Origin of the sequence: Thauera butanivorans (assembly GCF_048398245.1) — a bacterium.
In the GTDB taxonomy this organism is placed as follows: domain Bacteria; phylum Pseudomonadota; class Gammaproteobacteria; order Burkholderiales; family Rhodocyclaceae; genus Thauera; species Thauera butanivorans.
Window position 1 is genome coordinate 2,229,607 of record NZ_CP183038.1, and the last position, 17,415, is coordinate 2,247,021.

Annotated in this window: 22 protein-coding genes; 18 read left to right on the forward strand and 4 right to left on the reverse strand. The window is 62.7% G+C overall.

Translation table 11 applies throughout. The features are described from left to right. Positions 1-80 precede the first annotated feature (80 nt). Positions 81-362, forward strand: a complete 282-nt coding sequence (locus tag ACNQFN_RS10760) for a helix-turn-helix transcriptional regulator (protein ID WP_003107109.1) — start codon at positions 81-83, stop codon at positions 360-362. Positions 363-388: 26 nt separating this feature from the next. Continuing rightward, the gene (locus ACNQFN_RS10765; RefSeq protein ID WP_418648767.1) at positions 389-1,246 is read left to right on the forward strand and encodes a replication initiator protein A; all 858 of its coding nucleotides are present in this window, start codon (positions 389-391) and stop codon (positions 1,244-1,246) included. Positions 1,247-1,408: 162 nt separating this feature from the next. Here the strand turns inward: ACNQFN_RS10765 and ACNQFN_RS10770 are convergent, their stop codons facing one another. Then, entirely contained in the window at positions 1,409-1,537 is a 129-nt protein-coding gene (locus ACNQFN_RS10770) for a hypothetical protein (RefSeq protein ID WP_418648768.1), read from the reverse strand. On the opposite strand from ACNQFN_RS10770, the gene parA reads away from it, so the two are divergent. The 5 genes from parA to ACNQFN_RS10795 all read left to right on the forward strand — a co-directional run bounded on the left by parA (position 1,536) and on the right by ACNQFN_RS10795 (position 5,913). After that, entirely contained in the window at positions 1,536-2,174 is a 639-nt protein-coding gene (gene parA / locus ACNQFN_RS10775) for a ParA family partition ATPase (RefSeq protein WP_418648769.1), read from the forward strand. The genes ACNQFN_RS10770 and parA overlap by 2 nt on opposite strands. Continuing rightward, positions 2,171-2,443, forward strand: coding sequence for a chromosome partitioning protein ParB (locus tag ACNQFN_RS10780; RefSeq protein WP_418648770.1), 273 nt, complete (start codon positions 2,171-2,173; stop codon positions 2,441-2,443). The genes parA and ACNQFN_RS10780 overlap by 4 nt, the downstream gene beginning before the upstream one ends. Continuing rightward, positions 2,440-2,973 carry a DUF2840 domain-containing protein gene (locus tag ACNQFN_RS10785; RefSeq protein WP_418648771.1) on the forward strand — a complete coding sequence of 178 codons (534 nt, stop codon included), beginning with the start codon at positions 2,440-2,442 and terminating at the stop codon, positions 2,971-2,973. Before ACNQFN_RS10780 ends, ACNQFN_RS10785 begins: the two co-directional genes overlap by 4 nt. Then, positions 2,970-3,557, forward strand: coding sequence for a S26 family signal peptidase (locus ACNQFN_RS10790; protein ID WP_418648772.1), 588 nt, complete (start codon positions 2,970-2,972; stop codon positions 3,555-3,557). Before ACNQFN_RS10785 ends, ACNQFN_RS10790 begins: the two co-directional genes overlap by 4 nt. A 376-nt stretch (positions 3,558-3,933) precedes the next feature. Continuing rightward, positions 3,934-5,913, forward strand: coding sequence for a relaxase/mobilization nuclease domain-containing protein (locus ACNQFN_RS10795; protein WP_418648773.1), 1,980 nt, complete (start codon positions 3,934-3,936; stop codon positions 5,911-5,913). A gap of 8 nt (positions 5,914-5,921) precedes the next feature. On the opposite strand, the gene ACNQFN_RS10800 is transcribed toward ACNQFN_RS10795, so the two are convergent. Further along, a complete protein-coding gene (locus ACNQFN_RS10800; protein ID WP_023087431.1) occupies positions 5,922-6,719 on the reverse strand; it encodes a helix-turn-helix transcriptional regulator in 798 nt (265 codons plus the stop codon). Between the two features lie 97 nt (positions 6,720-6,816). Here ACNQFN_RS10800 and ACNQFN_RS10805 point away from each other — a divergent pair, with 97 nt between their 5' ends. Together ACNQFN_RS10805 and ACNQFN_RS10810 are read left to right on the forward strand one after the other, a co-directional pair. Continuing rightward, positions 6,817-7,632, forward strand: a complete 816-nt coding sequence (locus ACNQFN_RS10805) for an inositol monophosphatase family protein (protein WP_376818199.1) — start codon at positions 6,817-6,819, stop codon at positions 7,630-7,632. Then, positions 7,622-8,242, forward strand: coding sequence for a pentapeptide repeat-containing protein (locus tag ACNQFN_RS10810; protein ID WP_023087429.1), 621 nt, complete (start codon positions 7,622-7,624; stop codon positions 8,240-8,242). The genes ACNQFN_RS10805 and ACNQFN_RS10810 overlap by 11 nt, the downstream gene beginning before the upstream one ends. A gap of 95 nt (positions 8,243-8,337) precedes the next feature. Here ACNQFN_RS10810 and ACNQFN_RS10815 read toward each other — a convergent pair whose 3' ends face one another. Beyond that, a complete protein-coding gene (locus ACNQFN_RS10815; protein WP_418647565.1) occupies positions 8,338-9,564 on the reverse strand; it encodes an ISL3 family transposase in 1,227 nt (408 codons plus the stop codon). Positions 9,565-9,720: 156 nt separating this feature from the next. Further along, positions 9,721-10,668: a LysR family transcriptional regulator gene (locus ACNQFN_RS10820; protein WP_418648774.1), complete on the reverse strand. Its 948-nt coding sequence runs from the start codon at positions 10,666-10,668 to the stop codon at positions 9,721-9,723. A 79-nt stretch (positions 10,669-10,747) separates the two neighbouring features. Between ACNQFN_RS10820 and ACNQFN_RS10825 the strand changes: the two genes are divergently transcribed. The 9 genes from ACNQFN_RS10825 to ACNQFN_RS10865 all read left to right on the forward strand — a co-directional run bounded on the left by ACNQFN_RS10825 (position 10,748) and on the right by ACNQFN_RS10865 (position 17,402). Beyond that, positions 10,748-11,269: a cupin domain-containing protein gene (locus ACNQFN_RS10825; RefSeq protein ID WP_153995488.1), complete on the forward strand. Its 522-nt coding sequence runs from the start codon at positions 10,748-10,750 to the stop codon at positions 11,267-11,269. A gap of 4 nt (positions 11,270-11,273) precedes the next feature. Further along, a complete protein-coding gene (locus tag ACNQFN_RS10830) occupies positions 11,274-11,684 on the forward strand; it encodes a hypothetical protein (protein ID WP_418648775.1) in 411 nt (136 codons plus the stop codon). 91 nt (positions 11,685-11,775) lie between these two features. Next, positions 11,776-12,720: a LysR family transcriptional regulator gene (locus ACNQFN_RS10835; RefSeq protein WP_418648776.1), complete on the forward strand. Its 945-nt coding sequence runs from the start codon at positions 11,776-11,778 to the stop codon at positions 12,718-12,720. Beyond that, positions 12,717-12,995, forward strand: a complete 279-nt coding sequence (locus ACNQFN_RS10840; protein ID WP_011516286.1) for an EexN family lipoprotein — start codon at positions 12,717-12,719, stop codon at positions 12,993-12,995. The genes ACNQFN_RS10835 and ACNQFN_RS10840 overlap by 4 nt, the downstream gene beginning before the upstream one ends. A gap of 238 nt (positions 12,996-13,233) precedes the next feature. Next, positions 13,234-15,243 carry a conjugal transfer protein TraG gene (locus ACNQFN_RS10845; protein WP_418648777.1) on the forward strand — a complete coding sequence of 670 codons (2,010 nt, stop codon included), beginning with the start codon at positions 13,234-13,236 and terminating at the stop codon, positions 15,241-15,243. Continuing rightward, complete coding sequence (locus ACNQFN_RS10850) at positions 15,240-15,704, forward strand: CopG family transcriptional regulator (RefSeq protein WP_418648778.1); 465 nt, start codon at positions 15,240-15,242, stop codon at positions 15,702-15,704. Before ACNQFN_RS10845 ends, ACNQFN_RS10850 begins: the two co-directional genes overlap by 4 nt. Continuing rightward, positions 15,701-16,753, forward strand: a complete 1,053-nt coding sequence (gene trbB, locus ACNQFN_RS10855) for a P-type conjugative transfer ATPase TrbB (RefSeq protein WP_418648779.1) — start codon at positions 15,701-15,703, stop codon at positions 16,751-16,753. The genes ACNQFN_RS10850 and trbB overlap by 4 nt, the downstream gene beginning before the upstream one ends. Then, positions 16,750-17,133 (forward strand): TrbC/VirB2 family protein, encoded by a 384-nt coding sequence (locus tag ACNQFN_RS10860; protein ID WP_105845278.1) that lies wholly within the window; start codon positions 16,750-16,752, stop codon positions 17,131-17,133. The genes trbB and ACNQFN_RS10860 overlap by 4 nt, the downstream gene beginning before the upstream one ends. Next, complete coding sequence (locus ACNQFN_RS10865; protein WP_003103993.1) at positions 17,130-17,402, forward strand: VirB3 family type IV secretion system protein; 273 nt, start codon at positions 17,130-17,132, stop codon at positions 17,400-17,402. The genes ACNQFN_RS10860 and ACNQFN_RS10865 overlap by 4 nt, the downstream gene beginning before the upstream one ends. The last annotated feature ends 13 nt before the right edge of the window (positions 17,403-17,415 follow it).

Sequence of the window (17,415 nt, forward strand, 5' to 3'; positions counted from 1 at the left end):
AAAACCCCTCGCTTCTTGAGACTGCCTCCATCCGGTCGCGCTGTGTGGCCGGGCGCTTTCAACCGATGGAGGTTCACACCATGCGTCCCGCTCCCTTGCGGCCTGCCGCCACTGTCTCGACCGCTGCCGCGCAGCCACAGCGTTATCTCACCAACGACGAAGCCGCCGAGTACCTGCGCTTGTCGCCGCGCACGCTGGAAAAGCAGCGCGTGATCGGCGGCGGCCCGCGTTTTCGCAAGTTCGGCCGGCGCGTCATGTACGCCGTGGCCGACCTCGATGCCTGGGCTGCCGACCGCAGCTTCGAGACGACTTCCGATCCCGAATACGCCGAGCACCACTCGGCCGACAGCCGTGCGCGCTGATCGGCGGCGCGCGGCAGGTCATCGCCATGTCCAGCACCGCGCTGCCGTCCCGGCAGCGGCTGTTGCCGGAGCGCGAACAGCTCGACCTGTTCCGCGCCTTGCCCGGCGACATGGCGCCGCGCGACAGCCAGGACTTGATGGCCTATCCGTTCTTCTCGCTCGGCAAGTCCAAGCGGGTCAAGCCCATCGACTTCCGTGCGGGCAACGTGACGATTCGCGTGGAAGGCACGCAGGAGCACGGCATCGCCACGATCTGGGATGCGGACGTGCTGATATGGGCGGCCTCGCAGATCGTGGAGGCGAAGGATGCGGGCCTGCGCCCGTCGCGGCTGATGCGCGCCACGCCCTACGAGATCCTGCGCTTCATCGGGCGCGGCAAGTCGCTGCGCGACTACCAGCGCCTCAAGGCCGCGCTGGATCGCCTGCAATCGACCACGGTGGCCACGTCCATCCGCGAGACGACAGGGAGGCGTCTGCACCGCTTCTCGTGGATCAACGAATGGAAGGAACTGGCCGATGCCAGCGGCACGCCGCTGGGCATCGAACTGATCCTGCCGGACTGGTTCTATGCGGGCGTACTCGACGCCGCCCTGGTGCTGACCATCGACCCGGCGTACTTCCGGCTCACTGGTGGCATCGAGCGGTGGCTGTACCGCCTGGTGCGCAAGCACGGCGGCAAGCAGGCATACGGCTGGCAGTTCGACTTTCGCTACCTTCACCAGAAATCCGGCAGTACCGCCAAGCCCTACGACTTCGCCTGCGACCTGCGCGCGCTGGTCGCGCGGCAGTCGCTGCCCGGCTACGTCCTGGGCATCGAGCGGATGCCGGACAACGGCATGGAGCTGCTGACCTTCCGGCCCGTGCCGCAGACGGCACGGGGATAACTTCGGGAAAGCCTGTGGATGGTGTCGTGCTATCAGGCGTGCGGGGTATCGTGCTATCAGGCGTGGGACTATCGTGCTATCAGGCGTGCCGATCGGCCGCAAACCCGCGCCAGCATTGGGTTTGTGCACCCTCTAACTTCCCTAACTTAATTTCTCTAACTTTTAGTAGGGAAACGCCGCTGCGGTGGACAACCACCACGCGGCCACAAACGGCAGGCAATACCAGCCAGCAGCCGACAGGTTTTGCAGACCGATCAAAGCAAGGCTTTCCAGCATGGAGGGCCGCATCATGATCGTCGCTCTGCTCAACCAGAAAGGCGGCGTGGGCAAGACCACGCTCGCCACGCACATCGCCGGCGAGCTGGCGCTGCGCGGCCAGCATGTCGTTCTGCTCGATGCCGACCCGCAGGGTTCATCGCTGGACTGGACACAGCGCAGAAGCCAACAAGGCTTGCCACGACTATTCAGCGCCGTGGGCCTCGCACGCGAAACGCTGCACCAAGAGGCACCAGAACTCGCCAGGCGGGCCGATCACGTCATCATCGACGGCCCGCCGCGCATCGCCGCCTTGGCGCGCTCCGCGCTGCTGGCGGCCGAGCGCGTGCTGATCCCGGTGCAGCCCAGCCCCTACGACCTGTGGGCCAGCGCCGAGATGGTGGCGCTGATCCGCGAGGCGCAAGTCTTCCGGCCTGCGCTACGCGCGGCTTTCGTCATCAACCGGCGCGTCAGCACCACCGTGATCGGGCGTGAAGCGCGCCAGGCGCTCGCCGACCAGCCGCTTCCTGCGCTGCGCGCGGAAGTGCATCAGCGCATCGTGTTCGCCGACAGCGTGGCCGCTGGCCGGCTTGCACGCGAGACGGCGCCGGACAGCGCCGCCGCCCGCGAAATCACCGCCCTGGTGGACGAACTGCTGCGGTGGCCGACATGACAGCGAAGCCACCGATACGCGCAAAGCGCGTCGGCATCGGCGCGCGTCCGCCCGCGAATCCGCACGCCGAGGCGTGGATTCGCCAAGGCGACGCCGATGCGCTGGGCAAGGGCGACCTCTACACCGCCCGCCTGACCCTCGACATCACGCCCGCGCTGCGCGCGCGCATCAAGGTGTCGGCCTTCACGCAGGGCATGACCGTGGCCGATCTGCTGCGCGGCCTGCTGGAGCGTGAGTTTCCAGAGCATCGCAGGGAGAATACACCATGACCGCATCCGCTTCGCCTGCCGCTGGCGCGGCTACGGCTGCGCTCGCAGCACCTTCCGGCCAGCCTGCCAGCGCGCCGCTGACGCGCGTGGCGCTGGCCTACATCGAACCGCGCTTCAAGCTCTACCTGCGCTTCGGCGAACCTGCACGCACGCATCAGCTCGACCGCTGGCGGCGCTGCGCAGTGTTCCTGCCGGGCGCCATGTTGTGCCGCATCCGCTGGCACGCCAACGACTACGGCACGATCCGCTGGCAGCTCGTGGTGATGCAGGCTTGCACGCCGCTCGATGCGGCGCAGCGCATTCCCGGCGTGCAGCCGGGCGCGCGCCTGCTGCTGCACGCCGAGGGCGAGAATCAGGTGCGCGCCGTGCTGGAGCGCATCGACGCCATCGAGGCGCTGGGCATCGCGCCTGTCGGTGCCTCGCCCGTGTACTGGCGCACGCTCGCCAACCGGCTCGCTGCGCGCCTGCCGCTGCCCGAATACACCGCCGAGCGGCACACCGCCTGGCTGACCGGGAGAGCGCTGCCATGACCGCCGTTTCCACTGCCGGCATCGCGCCGCGTCCTCGCTCGCGCCTGCGCGCTCGCCTCGTGCTGGCGGGCCTGTCCGCCTGCGGCCTCGCCTCGCTGGCCTGGGCGTCCTTCGTGCATCCGCTGCCGCGCCTGATCTACAACCCGTCCGACAGCGTGGCGATCGGCTGGTATCGCGTCGATCCGCAGGGCCACGGCACCGACTCGCTGCCACGTCCTTTGTCCGTGGACAGCATCGTCCTGACCACGCTGCCGCCAGAGGCTGCCGCGCTGGCCGCGCAGCGCGGCTATCTGCCGGCGCGCGTGCCGCTGCTCAAGCGCGTGGGCGCCGTCGCGCCGCAGGAAGTGTGCATCGCTGGCGGCATTGTCCGCGTCGACGGAGTGGCTTCGGCCACCGTGCTGCCTGCTGACCGCTGGGGCCGGTCGCTGCCATCCTGGCAGCAATGCCGCCGTCTCGAACCCGGCGAACTGTTCCTCTTGAGTGTGACCAACCCGGCGTCGTTCGACAGCCGGTATTTCGGGCCGGTCAGCACGTCCGCCGTGATCGGCATCGCGCGTCCGATCTGGCTGGAGGCCCGCCCATGATGGCCGCCGACTCGCTGCACGTTGCCGTGCATCTCATCGTGCCATTGGGCGTGTCGTTCTGCTGGCCGTCGCCGTGTCGTCGCGCGTGCAGTGCGGGTGCAGTCGCACCGCACTTCGCGCTGCCTCGGGCGCAGCCGTCCACCGTGCAGGCGTCTTGCCGCCGCCGCTGCCCGGAGCGACAGCGAGGGGCAAAGGCGGAAGGCAAGACAAAAGGACGCGGCACCGGGCCGCGTAGAAAGCCTGTCTGCACGTGGGGGTTGCGCGGCACGCAGCGGCTTCGCCGCCGTGCCGCGTGGGGCGCGAGGCCCGCGCCAATGCAGGCATGTCCGCGTGCTTCGCACGACCGAACACGCCAGAGCTTGCAGAGAGCACGGCCATGACCGACCGCCGCGACGACGATTTCCGCATCCGCCCCAGCGCCCCGAAGAACCGGGGCCAGGGCTTCGTCTCCAAGGTGCTCAAGCAGGCAGGCAAGGCCAGCAGCGGCAAGTCGTCGGTGCGTCGTCCTGGCGCTGCCAGCGGCTCCGGGAAGGGCACCGGCCAGCGGCCCGGCTCGCGCCTGGGCCGCGGCCACACGGCGGCGCGCTTCGCCGGAGCGAAGCTGACACCAATGTCGCGGCGCGTGACCATCAAAACGCTGCTGGTGAATCACCAGCGGGCCAGCCCGCAGTCGCTCGCCAAGCACCTGCGCTACATCGAGCGCGACGGCGTGGGCCGCGACGGCGAGCCGGGCCAAGCCTACGGGCCGCAGACCGATGCCGCAGACCTTGACGCCTTCAAGGAGCGCTGCGCCGACGACCGGCACCATTTCCGCTTCATCCTCTCGCCTGAGGACGGCGCGGAGCTGGAAGACCTGCGCACCTACACGCGGCATCTGATGGGCCGCATGGAGGCCGACCTAGGCACGCGGATGGAATGGGTGGCCGTCAACCACTGGAACACCGACAACCCGCACACGCACATCGTCGTGCGCGGGTGCGACGACACCGGCAAAGACCTCATCATCGCTGGCGACTATATCGCCGATGGCTTCCGCCATCGCGCCGCTGAACTGGCGACCGAATGGCTGGGGCCACGCACCGAGCTGGAGATCCAGCAGACCTTGCAGCGCGAGGTGGAACAGGAGCGATGGACAAGCCTGGATCGCACGCTGCAACGCGAAGCCGGCGAGGATGTCCGAGTGCAGATCGAACGGTTCAACGAACCGCGGCTGCAACGCCAGCGCCTGCTGCTGATCGGCCGGCTGCAACGCTTGCAGCGCCTGGGTCTGGCCGACGAGATGCAGCCCGGCACCTGGGCTGTCCATTCCGATGCCGAAAAGACGCTGCGCGCCCTGGGCGAGCGTGGCGACATCATCCGCACCATGCAGCGGGCCATGCGCGGCGAGCCGCGCGAGCTGGCGGTGTTCGAGCCGGGAGACGATGGCCGAACCATTCTCGGTCGCGTGGTCGCGAAGGGGCTGGCCGACGAGCTGCGCGACCGGGGCTATCTGGTCATCGACGGCGTGGACGGCAAGGCCCATTACGTTGCACTCAACGCCCGCGACGAGCTGGCGAACTATCCAACCGGTGCCGTGGTGGAGGTGAAGGGATCGGCTGACGTGCGCGCGGCCGACAAGAACATCACCGCACTGGCAAGCGATGGCCTGTACCGCACCGACCATCACCTCGCCATCGCGCAGGGGCAGGCCGCACCGGGCCGCGACCCGCAGGAAGTCGTCGCAGCCCACGTCCGCCGGCTGGAAGCCCTGCGCCGGGCGGGCATCGTCGAGCGCGTGGCCGAAGGGCTATGGAAGGTGCCGGACGACCTGGCCGAACAGGGCCGCCGCTATGACGCGCAGCGCCTGGGCGGCGTGGCGGTAGAACTGAAATCGCACCTGCCCATCGAGCGACAGGCCCGCGTGATCGGCGCCACCTGGCTCGACCAGCAGTTGATCGGCGGCGGCTCGGGCTTGGGCGACCTGGGCTTTGGTGGTGAGGCCAAGCAGGCGATGCAGCAGCGCGCCGACTTCCTGGCCGAACAGGGGCTGGCCGAGCGGCGCGGGCAGCGCGTGATCCTGGCGCGCAACCTGCTGGGCACGCTGCGCAACCGGGAGCTGGCGCAGGCCGCGAAGGACATTGCCGCCGACACCGGCCTGGAGCATCGGCCCGTGTCCGACGGCCAGCGCGTGGCTGGCATCTACCGGCGCTCCGTCATGCTCGCCAGCGGACGCTACGCCATGCTCGATGACGGCATGGGGTTCAGCCTGGTGCCGTGGAAACCAATAATCGAACAAAGGCTGGGACAGCAACTCACCGCCACCGTGCGCAACGGTGGAGTGTCTTGGGGATTTGGCCGGGAGCGTGGTTTAGCGTGACGTAAGCATCAATCAGCATCTTCGCGCAGCGGATTTCTGATGGATCTAAGGGAGAACTGCTTCGGTGTGACGCCGAAAGTTGCACTGAATTTATCTATGAATCTGCTTGCTCCATCGTATCCGAGCGTATACGCGATGCTGGTCACGCTATGCCCCGCTGCCAACAATTGCACAGCCCGCTGCATGCGAGCGGCATCACGCCACTCCACGATTGACATCCCAGTCTCCGCCCGAAACTGGCGCGTGAGACTTCGCCTGGACATGAATGCTAGCGCGGCCATGTCGTCAAGAGAATTTGCTACTGCCAAGTCATCAATAATTTTTCTTGCGATATCCGCGAGCCTAGAAGTCTTAGGGTACGGCAAGCACATAGGCTGGGGCGGGAGCAAACCCAACTCATCGACGAGGGCCTCTAGCAGACGAAGCTCACGTTTGTCGCTCGCGGAGGACACTCCGCTCCCAGGCAATCTTTCAAGGATTGCGGCTGATAAGGCACTTTGCCTGAAGGCCGTCGGCCGGCCAGGGAGGTCCAAAGATAGCTCAGGGGCAAGATGGCCCACCCAGCCTGACATTGTCCCGTGAACACGTGCGCTGTGTGTCACCTCGGGTGGTATCCACCCAATTTGCCCAGGCGCTACTAGCCACGTTTCATGGGCTGTTGCGACAATCATTGAGCCTTCTGCCACCACGTAGAGTTGACCTTCGCGGTGAGTGTGCGGGGGCATCTCTACATCGGAGACCTGTGTTTGATGGCTTAGGGAAAACAAGACGTCCTCGCCGACGCGTGAACCACCAGTGGATAGCATCTTTTGGCCCGATACGCATACTTATTGACCCAGTGAGTGTATCAGGCAACATCGTTCGGAGCGATCATGGACGTCCTGCGAATAGTTGGAAAATGCTATGCAACTGGATATGGATTTGTGCAGCCAGCACCTAAAAACGGTTACTCAACTACTAAGAGAAAATCCAGCAGAAAGAAACCTTCGAGATGCAGGGGGAATGATTTCCTACGTCAAAGAAGCCAACTCTCGGGCGTGCTCTTTACTCAAGACCGCACTGGCAGAGGCATACCCGGATATTTCTTGGGGATATTCTGAGCGCACAGGTGCGTCGTTCAGCAACGGCTCGGGTTCCGGGGCGTCCTGGATCTATGATCCAATTGACGGCGCATACCATTATCTTATGGGTCTCCCGTTGTGGTCGTCGTCTCTCGCGCTGGTAGTGAATGGAGAAACCAGGGCTGCTTTTGTCTACGATCCTGTCCTGGACGAAATGTTCACAGCGGTCAAAGGCGAACAGGCGTCACTGAATGGAAGAGAAATTAGATCGTCAGATCGAAAGCTGCTTGAAGCCGCAGTTGTCGCTACGACGATGCCATCTTTTAAATTCGACGGAAGGGATGCAACCGACGCGACCATTGCGTCTATACAGAAGGTCGTCCCGGCTGTGTTTTCCTTACGGATTATGGCGTCGTCATCACTTCAGCTTGCATATGTTGCGGCGGGAAGACTCGACGCCTACTGGTCTATGGATGGTGACGTAGAGGACTGGCTGGCAGGTGCGCTTTTGGCTGAAGAGGCCGGCGCATTGGTCACTAATGCAGAATCAGGAAATTTCACGATTGGGGATAAATCAATTGTCGCGTCAGGGCAGAACCTATCCACACAAATTGCACATTTGCTAGAAAAAGAAACGGAACCCGATAATGGCGGATAGAAAATATGGAGAGCCTGCGCCCCCAACTAGCGAAAGGATTTCGGGCGCAGATTGGTATGGGCAAGAGTTGCTAAGAAAAGAATATAGCAATACGCTTTTTGTCGACATTGACTTAACTGAAGTGCAGTCCAGTGGCTGCGTCTTTAATGAATGTACCTTCCGGCGAGCACGCTTTAACGCATCGATCCACAAAGACAGCGCTTTTGTAAATTGCACGTTTGTGTCGTGCAATTTCTTCGACAGCAAGTTCTTGGAATGTAAACTCTTGGGCAGCATGTTTGATGACTGCCAATTTCACCACATGCAAGTCATCGGAGGCGATTGGGGCTTTGTGGGATTACCCGGTGCCGATTTGAGCCGAGCATCGCTCTTGGGTATCAGGTTGAGGGAGGCCGACCTCACAGGGGCAAGATGCCAAGGTGGAACAATTCGCGACACAGACTTATCGGGTGCTTGGCTGCATAGTGCGGATTTTTCCGAATGTGACCTTAGAGGAAGTGATCTGAGTTCTTTGGAGCCGGAAAACGTTCAGCTTAAAGGCGCAATTATTACGATCGACCAAACAATAATTGTTGCTCAAGCTCTTGGGTTTGAGGTTAGAGTTGATTAGGGTATTTTCATCCGCTGTGGAATTGGTTTTCGCAATTCTATGTTAGCTCTCCGCAAGAAGGTCACTCATTGCGGCTCTTTTGAAAACCGAGTGGGTCAGGTTGCATGCTGATTGAGTTTTCCGAAGTCCAGCTTGCCGGCGAGCAGGAACACCATTGTGCGAATGGTAGAGAAGCTGGCGTAGCCACGCGCCTTGCGCTTGGCCGCTTGGAACAGGCCGTTGATGGCCTCAAGGAAGCCGTTGGTCTGGCGGGTGCGAGTCCAGGCGACGATGCCCTCAAGGTGTTTGCGGATCATCTTGGCCACCGCCTTCATTGGCTCGACCTTGGAGCGCATGACGTTGACAGTCCATTGCCAGAGCATGTCGCGCACGACATTGACCTGCTTGCGGTTGAGGATCTCGCGCAGTTGCTCCTTGTAGAGCCAGGCCCGCGCGGTGCGCTTGGTGGCCACTTGGGCAACCAACGCATCAAGGTCAGCTTTTGCAGCGGGCGCGAGTGCATCGCGGTCCCTCAGCAGCTTCCAGCGCAGCCCCTTGAGCGAGGGGTCGGTACGTTGCTCGATGCGGCGCATCTTGTCGACGGCGGCGCTGGCGTGGGCGATAACGTGAAACTTGTCGAAGGTGATGGTGGCGTTGGGCAGGTTGGCGGTCACGCCTTTGATGAAGGCCGGCGACATGTCGATCGAGATCGATTCGATCGCCAGCGCGTTACCGCCATGGTCCTTCAGATCCTCAGCGAACGCTGCGATCGTGGCCGCATCGCGCCCCTCGGTGACGAAGAGCACGCGTCGAGCGTCGGCATCGGCCACCAGAGTGATGTAGTCATGGCCGCGGGCGCGCGAGGTCTCATCCGCGGCCAGGCGCTTGACCTCGGAGAAGTCGGCCTGAGCCAGTGCCAGAGCCACGTAGCGCTTGCAGATCGCGGCCACGCGGTGCCAGGACAAGCCCACGACACGCGCGACCGCCGCGAAGGGCATCTCACGTGCGAGCGTCAGGATCAGCGCCTCGAACAGCAGCGTGAAGCCGGCGAGCTTGCCGGCCCAGTCGGGTTCGACCTGACGGATGCCGCCGTCTGGAAGACGCACACGCGGCACGCGTACCTCAAGATAGCACTCATGCTGGAAGAAGTTCAGGTGCCGGTAGCGCTTGGCGACCGTGTCATGCGCCGGATGCGCTCCGGCCACGCCCGACACCTCGAAGCGGCTGCCCGCAACGAAGTCCACCGAGATCGTCAGTACCTTCTTGGCGGCGTCGAAATCGACCCCGGCCACGCGCCATGGATCGGTGATGCCCAGTGCGGCCTCGAACAACTTTGCATGCATAACGTGTCAGATCTACAGAGAGTCAAAAAACCGGCGACGGTACTGCACTGCGTCCGAAGCACACCCCGCCGCACTTGTCTCCATGGCTGGATGCCCAACTGCGCTGCATCCAGCCATGGACCAGCGTACCGCCGGCCCCTTGGCGTCAAGGGTTCGCTACGCCGGGCTGCGCCCGCCCTTGACCCCAACGGCCCGGCAACCCGAATCGTGCATCACCCACTCAAAATTCAAAAGAGGCCTCATTGCGTTAGCTAGACATCTGAATACCGCTGTTACTCGCGCTATATTTCGCGAGCTTTCAGGCATTGCAATCCACACATCTACATCCAGGTTGAAATCCTGCTCAAGCACACGGGTGAGCTGATAACGCTTGGCAAGCATGCTATGGCACGGCCCTATGCCAAGACCTGATCGAACCGCTGCCAACTGTGCTAAATGATTGTCAGCCCTGAGGACTACTTTCGCACTATGAGATGGATATCCGAGCTGCAAAAGAGTTGCCCAGTCGTCTGATGCTCTATCTGGCGTAATCAATGGGCACTCCCGGAGCTGCTCAAGGCTCCTTGGCTCTCCGTTTGCCTCAAAAAATTCAGGCTTAGCATAGAGGCCGACTTTGGAAACTCCAAGACGTCGAGCAATCAAAGAATCATGAGTCGGCTTTACGGTTCTAATGGCTATATCAGCCTCGTGCTCGATCAAATCCTCGACTCGATCAGAAAGTGCCAACTCGATCGACAGCATAGGGTGATCTGTCCGCAATGACTCCAGCATAGTGGGAAGAAGTTCGACACCCAACAGTTCGCTGGCTGCAAGGCGAACAGTGCCTGCAAGTGCATTGGCGTCTGCACTGACCCCACGTTGAAAAGCGGAAGACGCTCGTTCCATAGCCTCTAAATGGGGAACAAGGTCGAGTGCTGTCTGTGTGGGTACAACCGCGGCAGCGCAGCGAGTAAAAAGCGCTACCCCCAAGGCGATTTCTAGGGCTTCAATGCGCCTTCGAATTGTCGGCTGGCTTACGCCAAGAACGCGAGCAGCGCCCAGAAGGCTGCCCGCTCTTAGCACCGCAAGCAAGATGCGCTGGTCGTCCCAGTAGGGTACAGGCATGGTGAACAAAACTGTCTAGTAAGAGGTTCAATCTTAACAGTATCAATCTTCTGGTTTACCCGGCAACATAACTATTTTCGTGAGCAAACGTGCCATGTCTGTAATTGTCAATGTCTTCAATCTTGAGCCCGAACCTCTTCCGGCGCCCTACGCACCTACGGGCGCAGGCGCCGTTTGCTATGAGCCACGGTTGGCCCGCTTAGCCGGCACGCCTGGTAGCAGCAGACTCGGTGCCAACTTGCTCGTTCTTGCGCCCGGGAAATGCGCTTTTCCCTTTCATTCGCATAGAGGAAGCGACGAGCTTTTCTTCATTATTTCTGGTAGCGGAGTGCTCCGCTACGGGGAAAAGGCATATCCAATTCGCGAGGGCGATTTCATTTCATGTCATGCCGGCGGCCCAGAAACAGCGCATCAAATTCGCAACGACGGCACCGAAGAATTGCGTTACATAGCCATAGGCACTAACCCAACAATCGACATTGTGGAGTATCCGGATACAAATAAATTCAAATCACACACTCTTCCCGGCGAGGCGGCTGCATTTGATGAAATAGCTCGCGTCGGTCAGGGCGGAGATTATTGGGATGTAGCCAAGGAGTAGTTTTGTGTACTTATCAATTAAAACCATTCACGTCTTGATGGCGATAGTTTCTGTCGGGAGCATGATGGCGCTTCCGGTGCTGGCATATACGCGACCAAAAATGGCCTCGGCAGATTGGCAAAGGGCGACGACTCTAATTAGTCGAATGATATCCATCAGCGGAATCGCGCTGACCCTATCTGGCTTTGCGCTGGTGAGCGTGATTGGCTGGGAAATAATGGCGTCACCTTGGTTAATTGCGTCATTAGCTCTCATTGCGCTTGGATTGGTAGCCGGCAAATCAAGAAGAAGTGAGTGGCTGGAAAGCCAAATGCGCCGACACGTACCAGGGCGGCTGGGCGGGATTTTGATATCCAGCGTAAAGCCGGCGCTCTTCTTGGCAGTAGCTGCCCTTATGACGATCAAGCCCGTGTGACGTGAAGCCTTGAGCGGCAAATAGAAGAGCAGGTTGCAAGGCTTGACTGATACGAATGACCTCAGGGCGCGATTCCCTACGGCGGGCTTGTATGGATCTTAGGCATTTTAGGTACTTTATTGCCGTAGCCGAAGAGCTGCATTTTGCCCGTGCCGCGGAAAAACTGCATATCGAGCAATCGCCGCTATCGCGAGCCATAAAAGAACTAGAAGAAGAGTTGGGGGTGACACTCTTCTCACGTACCACGCGCAGCACTAGATTGACTCGCGTGGGTCAACTTTTTTTGGAGAGCGCATACAGGGTGATGGCTGCCTTTCAACAAGCCCAGGACAGTGTCAAGGCTGTCGCCAACGGCTTCCAGGGACAACTGCGCATTGCGTTATCGGATGGCATCACACCGTCGCGTCTACCGATATTGCTTGCGCTCTGTCGGCAAGAAGAGCCGGAAATTGAACTCCGGTTTTTTGAGGTGACGCTTTCGCAACAGATAAAAGGCCTTCAAAATGATTTGTATGACGTCGGCTTCGCGCAGTCCGATGAAGTCGGCGATGGAATTGTGGCAATACCTGTGTGGAGCGATGCGCTTATGGTGGCAGTGCCGGCCCGACACCCACTTCTGGCTCACAAGCGAATACCTTTGGATGAGCTATTGCGCTATCCGTTGGTCCTCTGCGATCCGCAGATCTGCGAAGGTCACGCAAAGCACGTTGATAGAGTGTTACGTCAGGCAGACATGGAGCCGCTGATTGCTGAACGGGTTGCTACTGGCAATTTAATGATGGCGCTGGTATCGGCTGGCTTTGCGTTAGCACTGACGGGCGCGACTCATATTGCTGCGAGCCGTGAACCAGGTGTCGTAGCACGACCACTGGCTTCGCGCGTGCCACCATTGACGACCTACCTGCTTCACACCGAAGGCGAACCCTCAGATGTATTGGCTCGCTTTATTGAGCGCGTGCAAGCCATCGAAGTACCTGATACCCCTCGATCCGCAATGGGCCACCGCCCCAATCCACCCGAGGAAGCTGTGCCATGAAGAAGATCGTTCCGCTGTTGCTAGGTGTCGCCTTGACTGCCTGCGGCCAATCTGAGGTGCCTCAGAAGGCCAATACGTCGGAGGCGGATATTGCAACGGTGGAAGAACTGGCGGCCAATCCCGAACGGCTTAAAGAACTGCGCCAGCAGTGCAAAACCGACCGCCCCAAGGTGGGAGACGTGCTCTGCAATCGAGTGGCGGAAGCCACGCGCAAGCGATTCTATGGGGACGGCGAAACGCCCTATACACCGCCGAAAGAGTCGCCAAAGTTCTGACTGTTGGTCGCTCGCCGATTCGCCTTCACTTTTTTTTTCTCGACACGCCGCAATGCGCCCGCGCTTGCGGCGTTTTTCTTTGGCTCGCCACCGCACTCATTCTTTCTTTTTCCTCGACCTTTCTGCTCTAAACGGTCTTTGACCGGCACTGACCCGGCACCGATTCTGACGCTTGCGGCACGTCCTTGTGCCGCGCTTTCCATGAGGAAAAAGCGCAGGAGAAATCGGAGGCTAGGTCATGCAAGGGACGAACGTGCTGTTCGGTCAGATTGCCGTGGTATTCGGCATCGTGATCGCCGGCGTGTGGGGCGCCACACAATGGACAGCAGCCGCCCTTGGCTATCAGCTACGCCTTGGCTCGCCCTGGTTCGATCTTCTTGGCAGGCCGATCTACCACCCGTGGAAGCTGTTTGAGTGGTGGTTCTTCTTCGGTGCCTATGCGCCGGAGGTCTTCGACACCGGCGGTGCCATTGCCGGCGCCAGCGGCATGGTCGCGGTGGTCGTCGCCATTGCCATGTCGGTATGGCGCTCGCGTCAAGCGCGCCTGGTCACGACCTACGGCTCTGCGCGCTGGGCGAACGCGCAGGACATTCGCCAGGCCGGCCTCACGCAGCCTGCCGGCGTGTTCCTGGGCCAGCATGATCGGCAGTACCTCCGTCACGAAGGCCCAGAACACGTCCTGACCTTCGCGCCCACGCGCTCGGGTAAAGGTGTCGGCCTGGTGGTGCCGACGCTCCTATCCTGGCCGGCCTCGGCCGTCATCCACGACATCAAGGGCGAGAACTGGCAGATCACCGCAGGCTGGCGCTCACGTTTCTCGCATTGCCTGCTGTTCAACCCAACCGATGCGAAGTCGGCAGCCTACAACCCGCTGCTGGAGGTGCGGCGCGGTGCGCATGAAGTGCGCGACGTGCAGAACATCGCGGACATTCTGGTCGATCCCGAAGGCGCGCTGGAGAAGCGCAACCATTGGGAGAAGACCTCGCACGCGCTGCTGGTCGGGGCCATCCTGCACGTGCTCTACGCGGGTGCAGACAAGACGCTGCGCGGCGTCGCCAACTTCCTCTCCGACCCGGCCAGCCCGTTCGAGCTGACCTTGCACCGGATGATGACCACGCCCCACCTGGGCGATGGGCCGCATCCGGTCGTGGCCTCGGCGGCGCGCGAAGTGCTCAACAAATCGGACAACGAGCGTTCCGGCGTGTTGAGCACCGCCATGTCGTTCCTCGGCCTCTACCGTGATCCCACGGTGGCCGAAGTCACGTCGCGCTGCGACTGGCGCATCGCTGACCTGATCGCGGCCGAGCATCCGGTATCGCTGTATCTGGTGGTGCCGCCTTCGGACATATCGCGGACGAAGCCGCTCATTCGTCTGATCCTCAACCAGATCGGGCGGCGCCTCACCGAATCGCTCGATGGCTCCGACGGCATCGAGCGCCGCCACAAGCTGCTGCTGATGCTCGACGAGTTTCCGGCGCTGGGGCGCCTGGACTTCTTCGAGACGGCGCTGGCGTTCATGGCGGGCTACGGCATCCGCAGCTTCCTCATTGCGCAGTCGCTCAACCAGATCGACAAGGCGTATGGGCAGAACCATTCGATTCTGGACAACTGCCATGTGCGCGTGACGTTTGCGACGAACGACGAACGCACGGCCAAACGGATCTCCGAGACGCTGGGCACAGCCACCGAGCTGCGCGCCCAGCGCAACTACGCGGGGCACCGGCTCGCGCCGTGGCTCGGGCACCTGATGGTGTCGCGCCAGGAAACCGCACGCCCACTGCTCACGCCGGGCGAGGTGATGCAGCTTCCGCCCGACGAGGCCGTGGTGATGGTCTCCAGCGTGGCGCCGATCAAGGCCAAGAAGCTGCGCTACTACTCGGACGCCAATTTCAAGCGCCGCGTGCTGCCACCGCCCACGCTAGCGGACGGGCAGTACGCAGACGCGCCGCCGTCGCGGCCCGACGACTGGAGCGGGCTGGCGATTCCGTCCATGCCGACTGCGCCTGCCACGGCATCCGCCGATGGCCTGGAGAACTTGGGTTCGGCCGACGACGGCGGCCCGCGCCGTCAGCCCGAACTTTCCGAAACCGTCGCCTACGACCCCGAGGTGGCCGCGCCCGCGGCCGACCTCGGGCTGCTCGATGACGACGACGACCTGCCGCTTCCCCTTCCTCGCCAGCTCGATCCAGCCATGCAGCGCACGGCCCGGCTGGCTTCCCTCGACCCCAACGACGGAATCGAGCTATGAGCCACTATCGCCTGAACCTCTTTATCCAGCCCGAGCACGCCCAGCGGCTCGATGAACTGGCCGCCAAGAAAGGCGTGTCCAAGTCGTCCATTGTCGCGGCGGCGCTCGCATCGTGGCTGTCGCCCGATGCCGCCGACCAGCGCGAGGCGGCCATCGCGAAGCGCCTGGATCGTCTGTCGCGCCAGGCCGAACGCATGGAGCGCGACCAGAACATCGCCATCGAAACGCTGGCGCTGTTCATCCGCTACTACCTGACCGTGAGCACGCCGGTTCCCGAGGCGCACCAGGACGCGGCACGCGCGCAGGGCAAAGCGCGCTTCGAGCAATTCACCGAGCAGCTTGGCCGCCACCTGCTGCGGGGCCGCAGCCTGGTGCGCGACGTGGTGGAGGAACTGCATCCCGACCCGATGCGGATGGAAGACGCGGCGGCAGCCGCGCAAGCGCAGGAGCGTGCGTCATGAGCGCCGTTCCGCAGTCCATGACTGCCACGTCGCTCGACCGCCGCATCCAGATGCTGCGCACGGCGATGGGGCCGCTGATCACCGCCGCGCTCGAAGACCCGGACGTGGTGGAGGTGATGCTGAATCCTGATCGCACCCTTTGGGTGGATCGGCTTTCCAGTGGACGCGCGCCGATGGGCGTGGAGCTGCCCGAGGCGGACGGCGAGCGAATCATCCGCCTGGTCGCGGCCCACGTCGGTGCAGAAGTCCATCGCGGCCAGCCGCTGCTGTCCGCCGAGCTGCCCGAAACCGGCGAACGCTTTGAGGGCATTCTGCCCCCGGCTGCGCCAGGGCCAGCCTTTGCGCTGCGCAAGCGCGCCATCGGCGTGATTCCGCTGGAGCGGTACGTCATCGACGGGATGATGACCAGCGCGCAGGCGGGCTTTCTCGTTCGCGCCGTGCGCGAACGGCAGAACGTGCTGATCGCCGGCGCCACCAGCAGCGGCAAGACCACGCTCGCCAATGCGCTGCTGGCCGAGATTGCCGCCACGGGCGACCGCGTGCTGGTGCTCGAAGACACCGTGGAACTGCAATGCGCGGCCCGCGACCACGTTCCGCTGCGCACGCGCGCAGGCGTGGTGTCCATGACCGAGCTGGTGCGCTCGTCCATGCGCCTGCGGCCTGATCGCGTCGTCGTCGGCGAGGTGCGCGGCGCCGAGGCGCTGGATCTCATCAAGGTGTGGGGTACGGGCCACCCCGGCGGCATCGCCACGATCCATGCCGGCTCCGCGCTCGGCGCGCTGCTGCGCCTGGAGCAACTGATTCTCGAAGTGGCGGTGAACCCGCCCCGTGCGCTGATCGCCGAGGCGGTCAACGTGGTGATCCACATCGCAGGGCGCGGGCGCAAGCGCCGCATCGAGAGCATCGCCCGCGTCGTCGGCTTCGACGGCGTGGGCTACCAACTGGCGGATGCGCTGGAAACGCCGTTTCCCGAGCTACCGCCACTTCCCAATGCCGCACCCGCTGCGGCGACTTCCCCATCCCCTGACTCACTTGGAGAACTGCCATGACGCAGATGACCATTCCTGCTTTCCGTTTTTCTGTAAATCCGGCTTTGCGTCTTGCGCGGCTGCGCTGCCTGGCCCGCCCTGCGGGGCAAGGGCTGCTGCTGGCCGCGCTGCTGCTGTTCCTGGCCGGAACCGCGCAGGCCGCCGGTTCCTCGATGCCGTGGGAAGGCCCCTTGCAGTCGATTCTGGAGTCGATTCAAGGGCCGGTGGCACGCATCGTCGCGGTCATCATCATCATTGCCACCGGCCTTGCGCTCGCCTTCGGCGACACGTCCGGCGGCTTCCGCAAGCTGATCCAGATCGTCTTCGGTCTGTCCATCGCCTTTGCGGCTTCGAGCTTCTTCCTGTCGTTCTTCAGCTTCTCCGGCGGGGCCGTCGTATGAGTGCCCCGGACACCTTCGCAGACGGTTTCGAGGTGCCGCTGCATCGCTCGCTGACCGAGCCGATTCTGCTGGGCGGTGCGCCGCGCACCGTGGCGATCGCCAACGGCACACTCGCCGCCGCCGTCGGGCTGGGCCTGCAACTGTGGATTCCCGGCGTGGTGCTCTGGATCGTCGGCCATTCGCTGGCGGTGTGGGGTGCACGCGTCGATCCGCAGTTCATGCAGGTCTTCGCCCGGCACATCAAGCACCGCCCGCTGCTGGACGTGTGAGGGGAGGACGCCG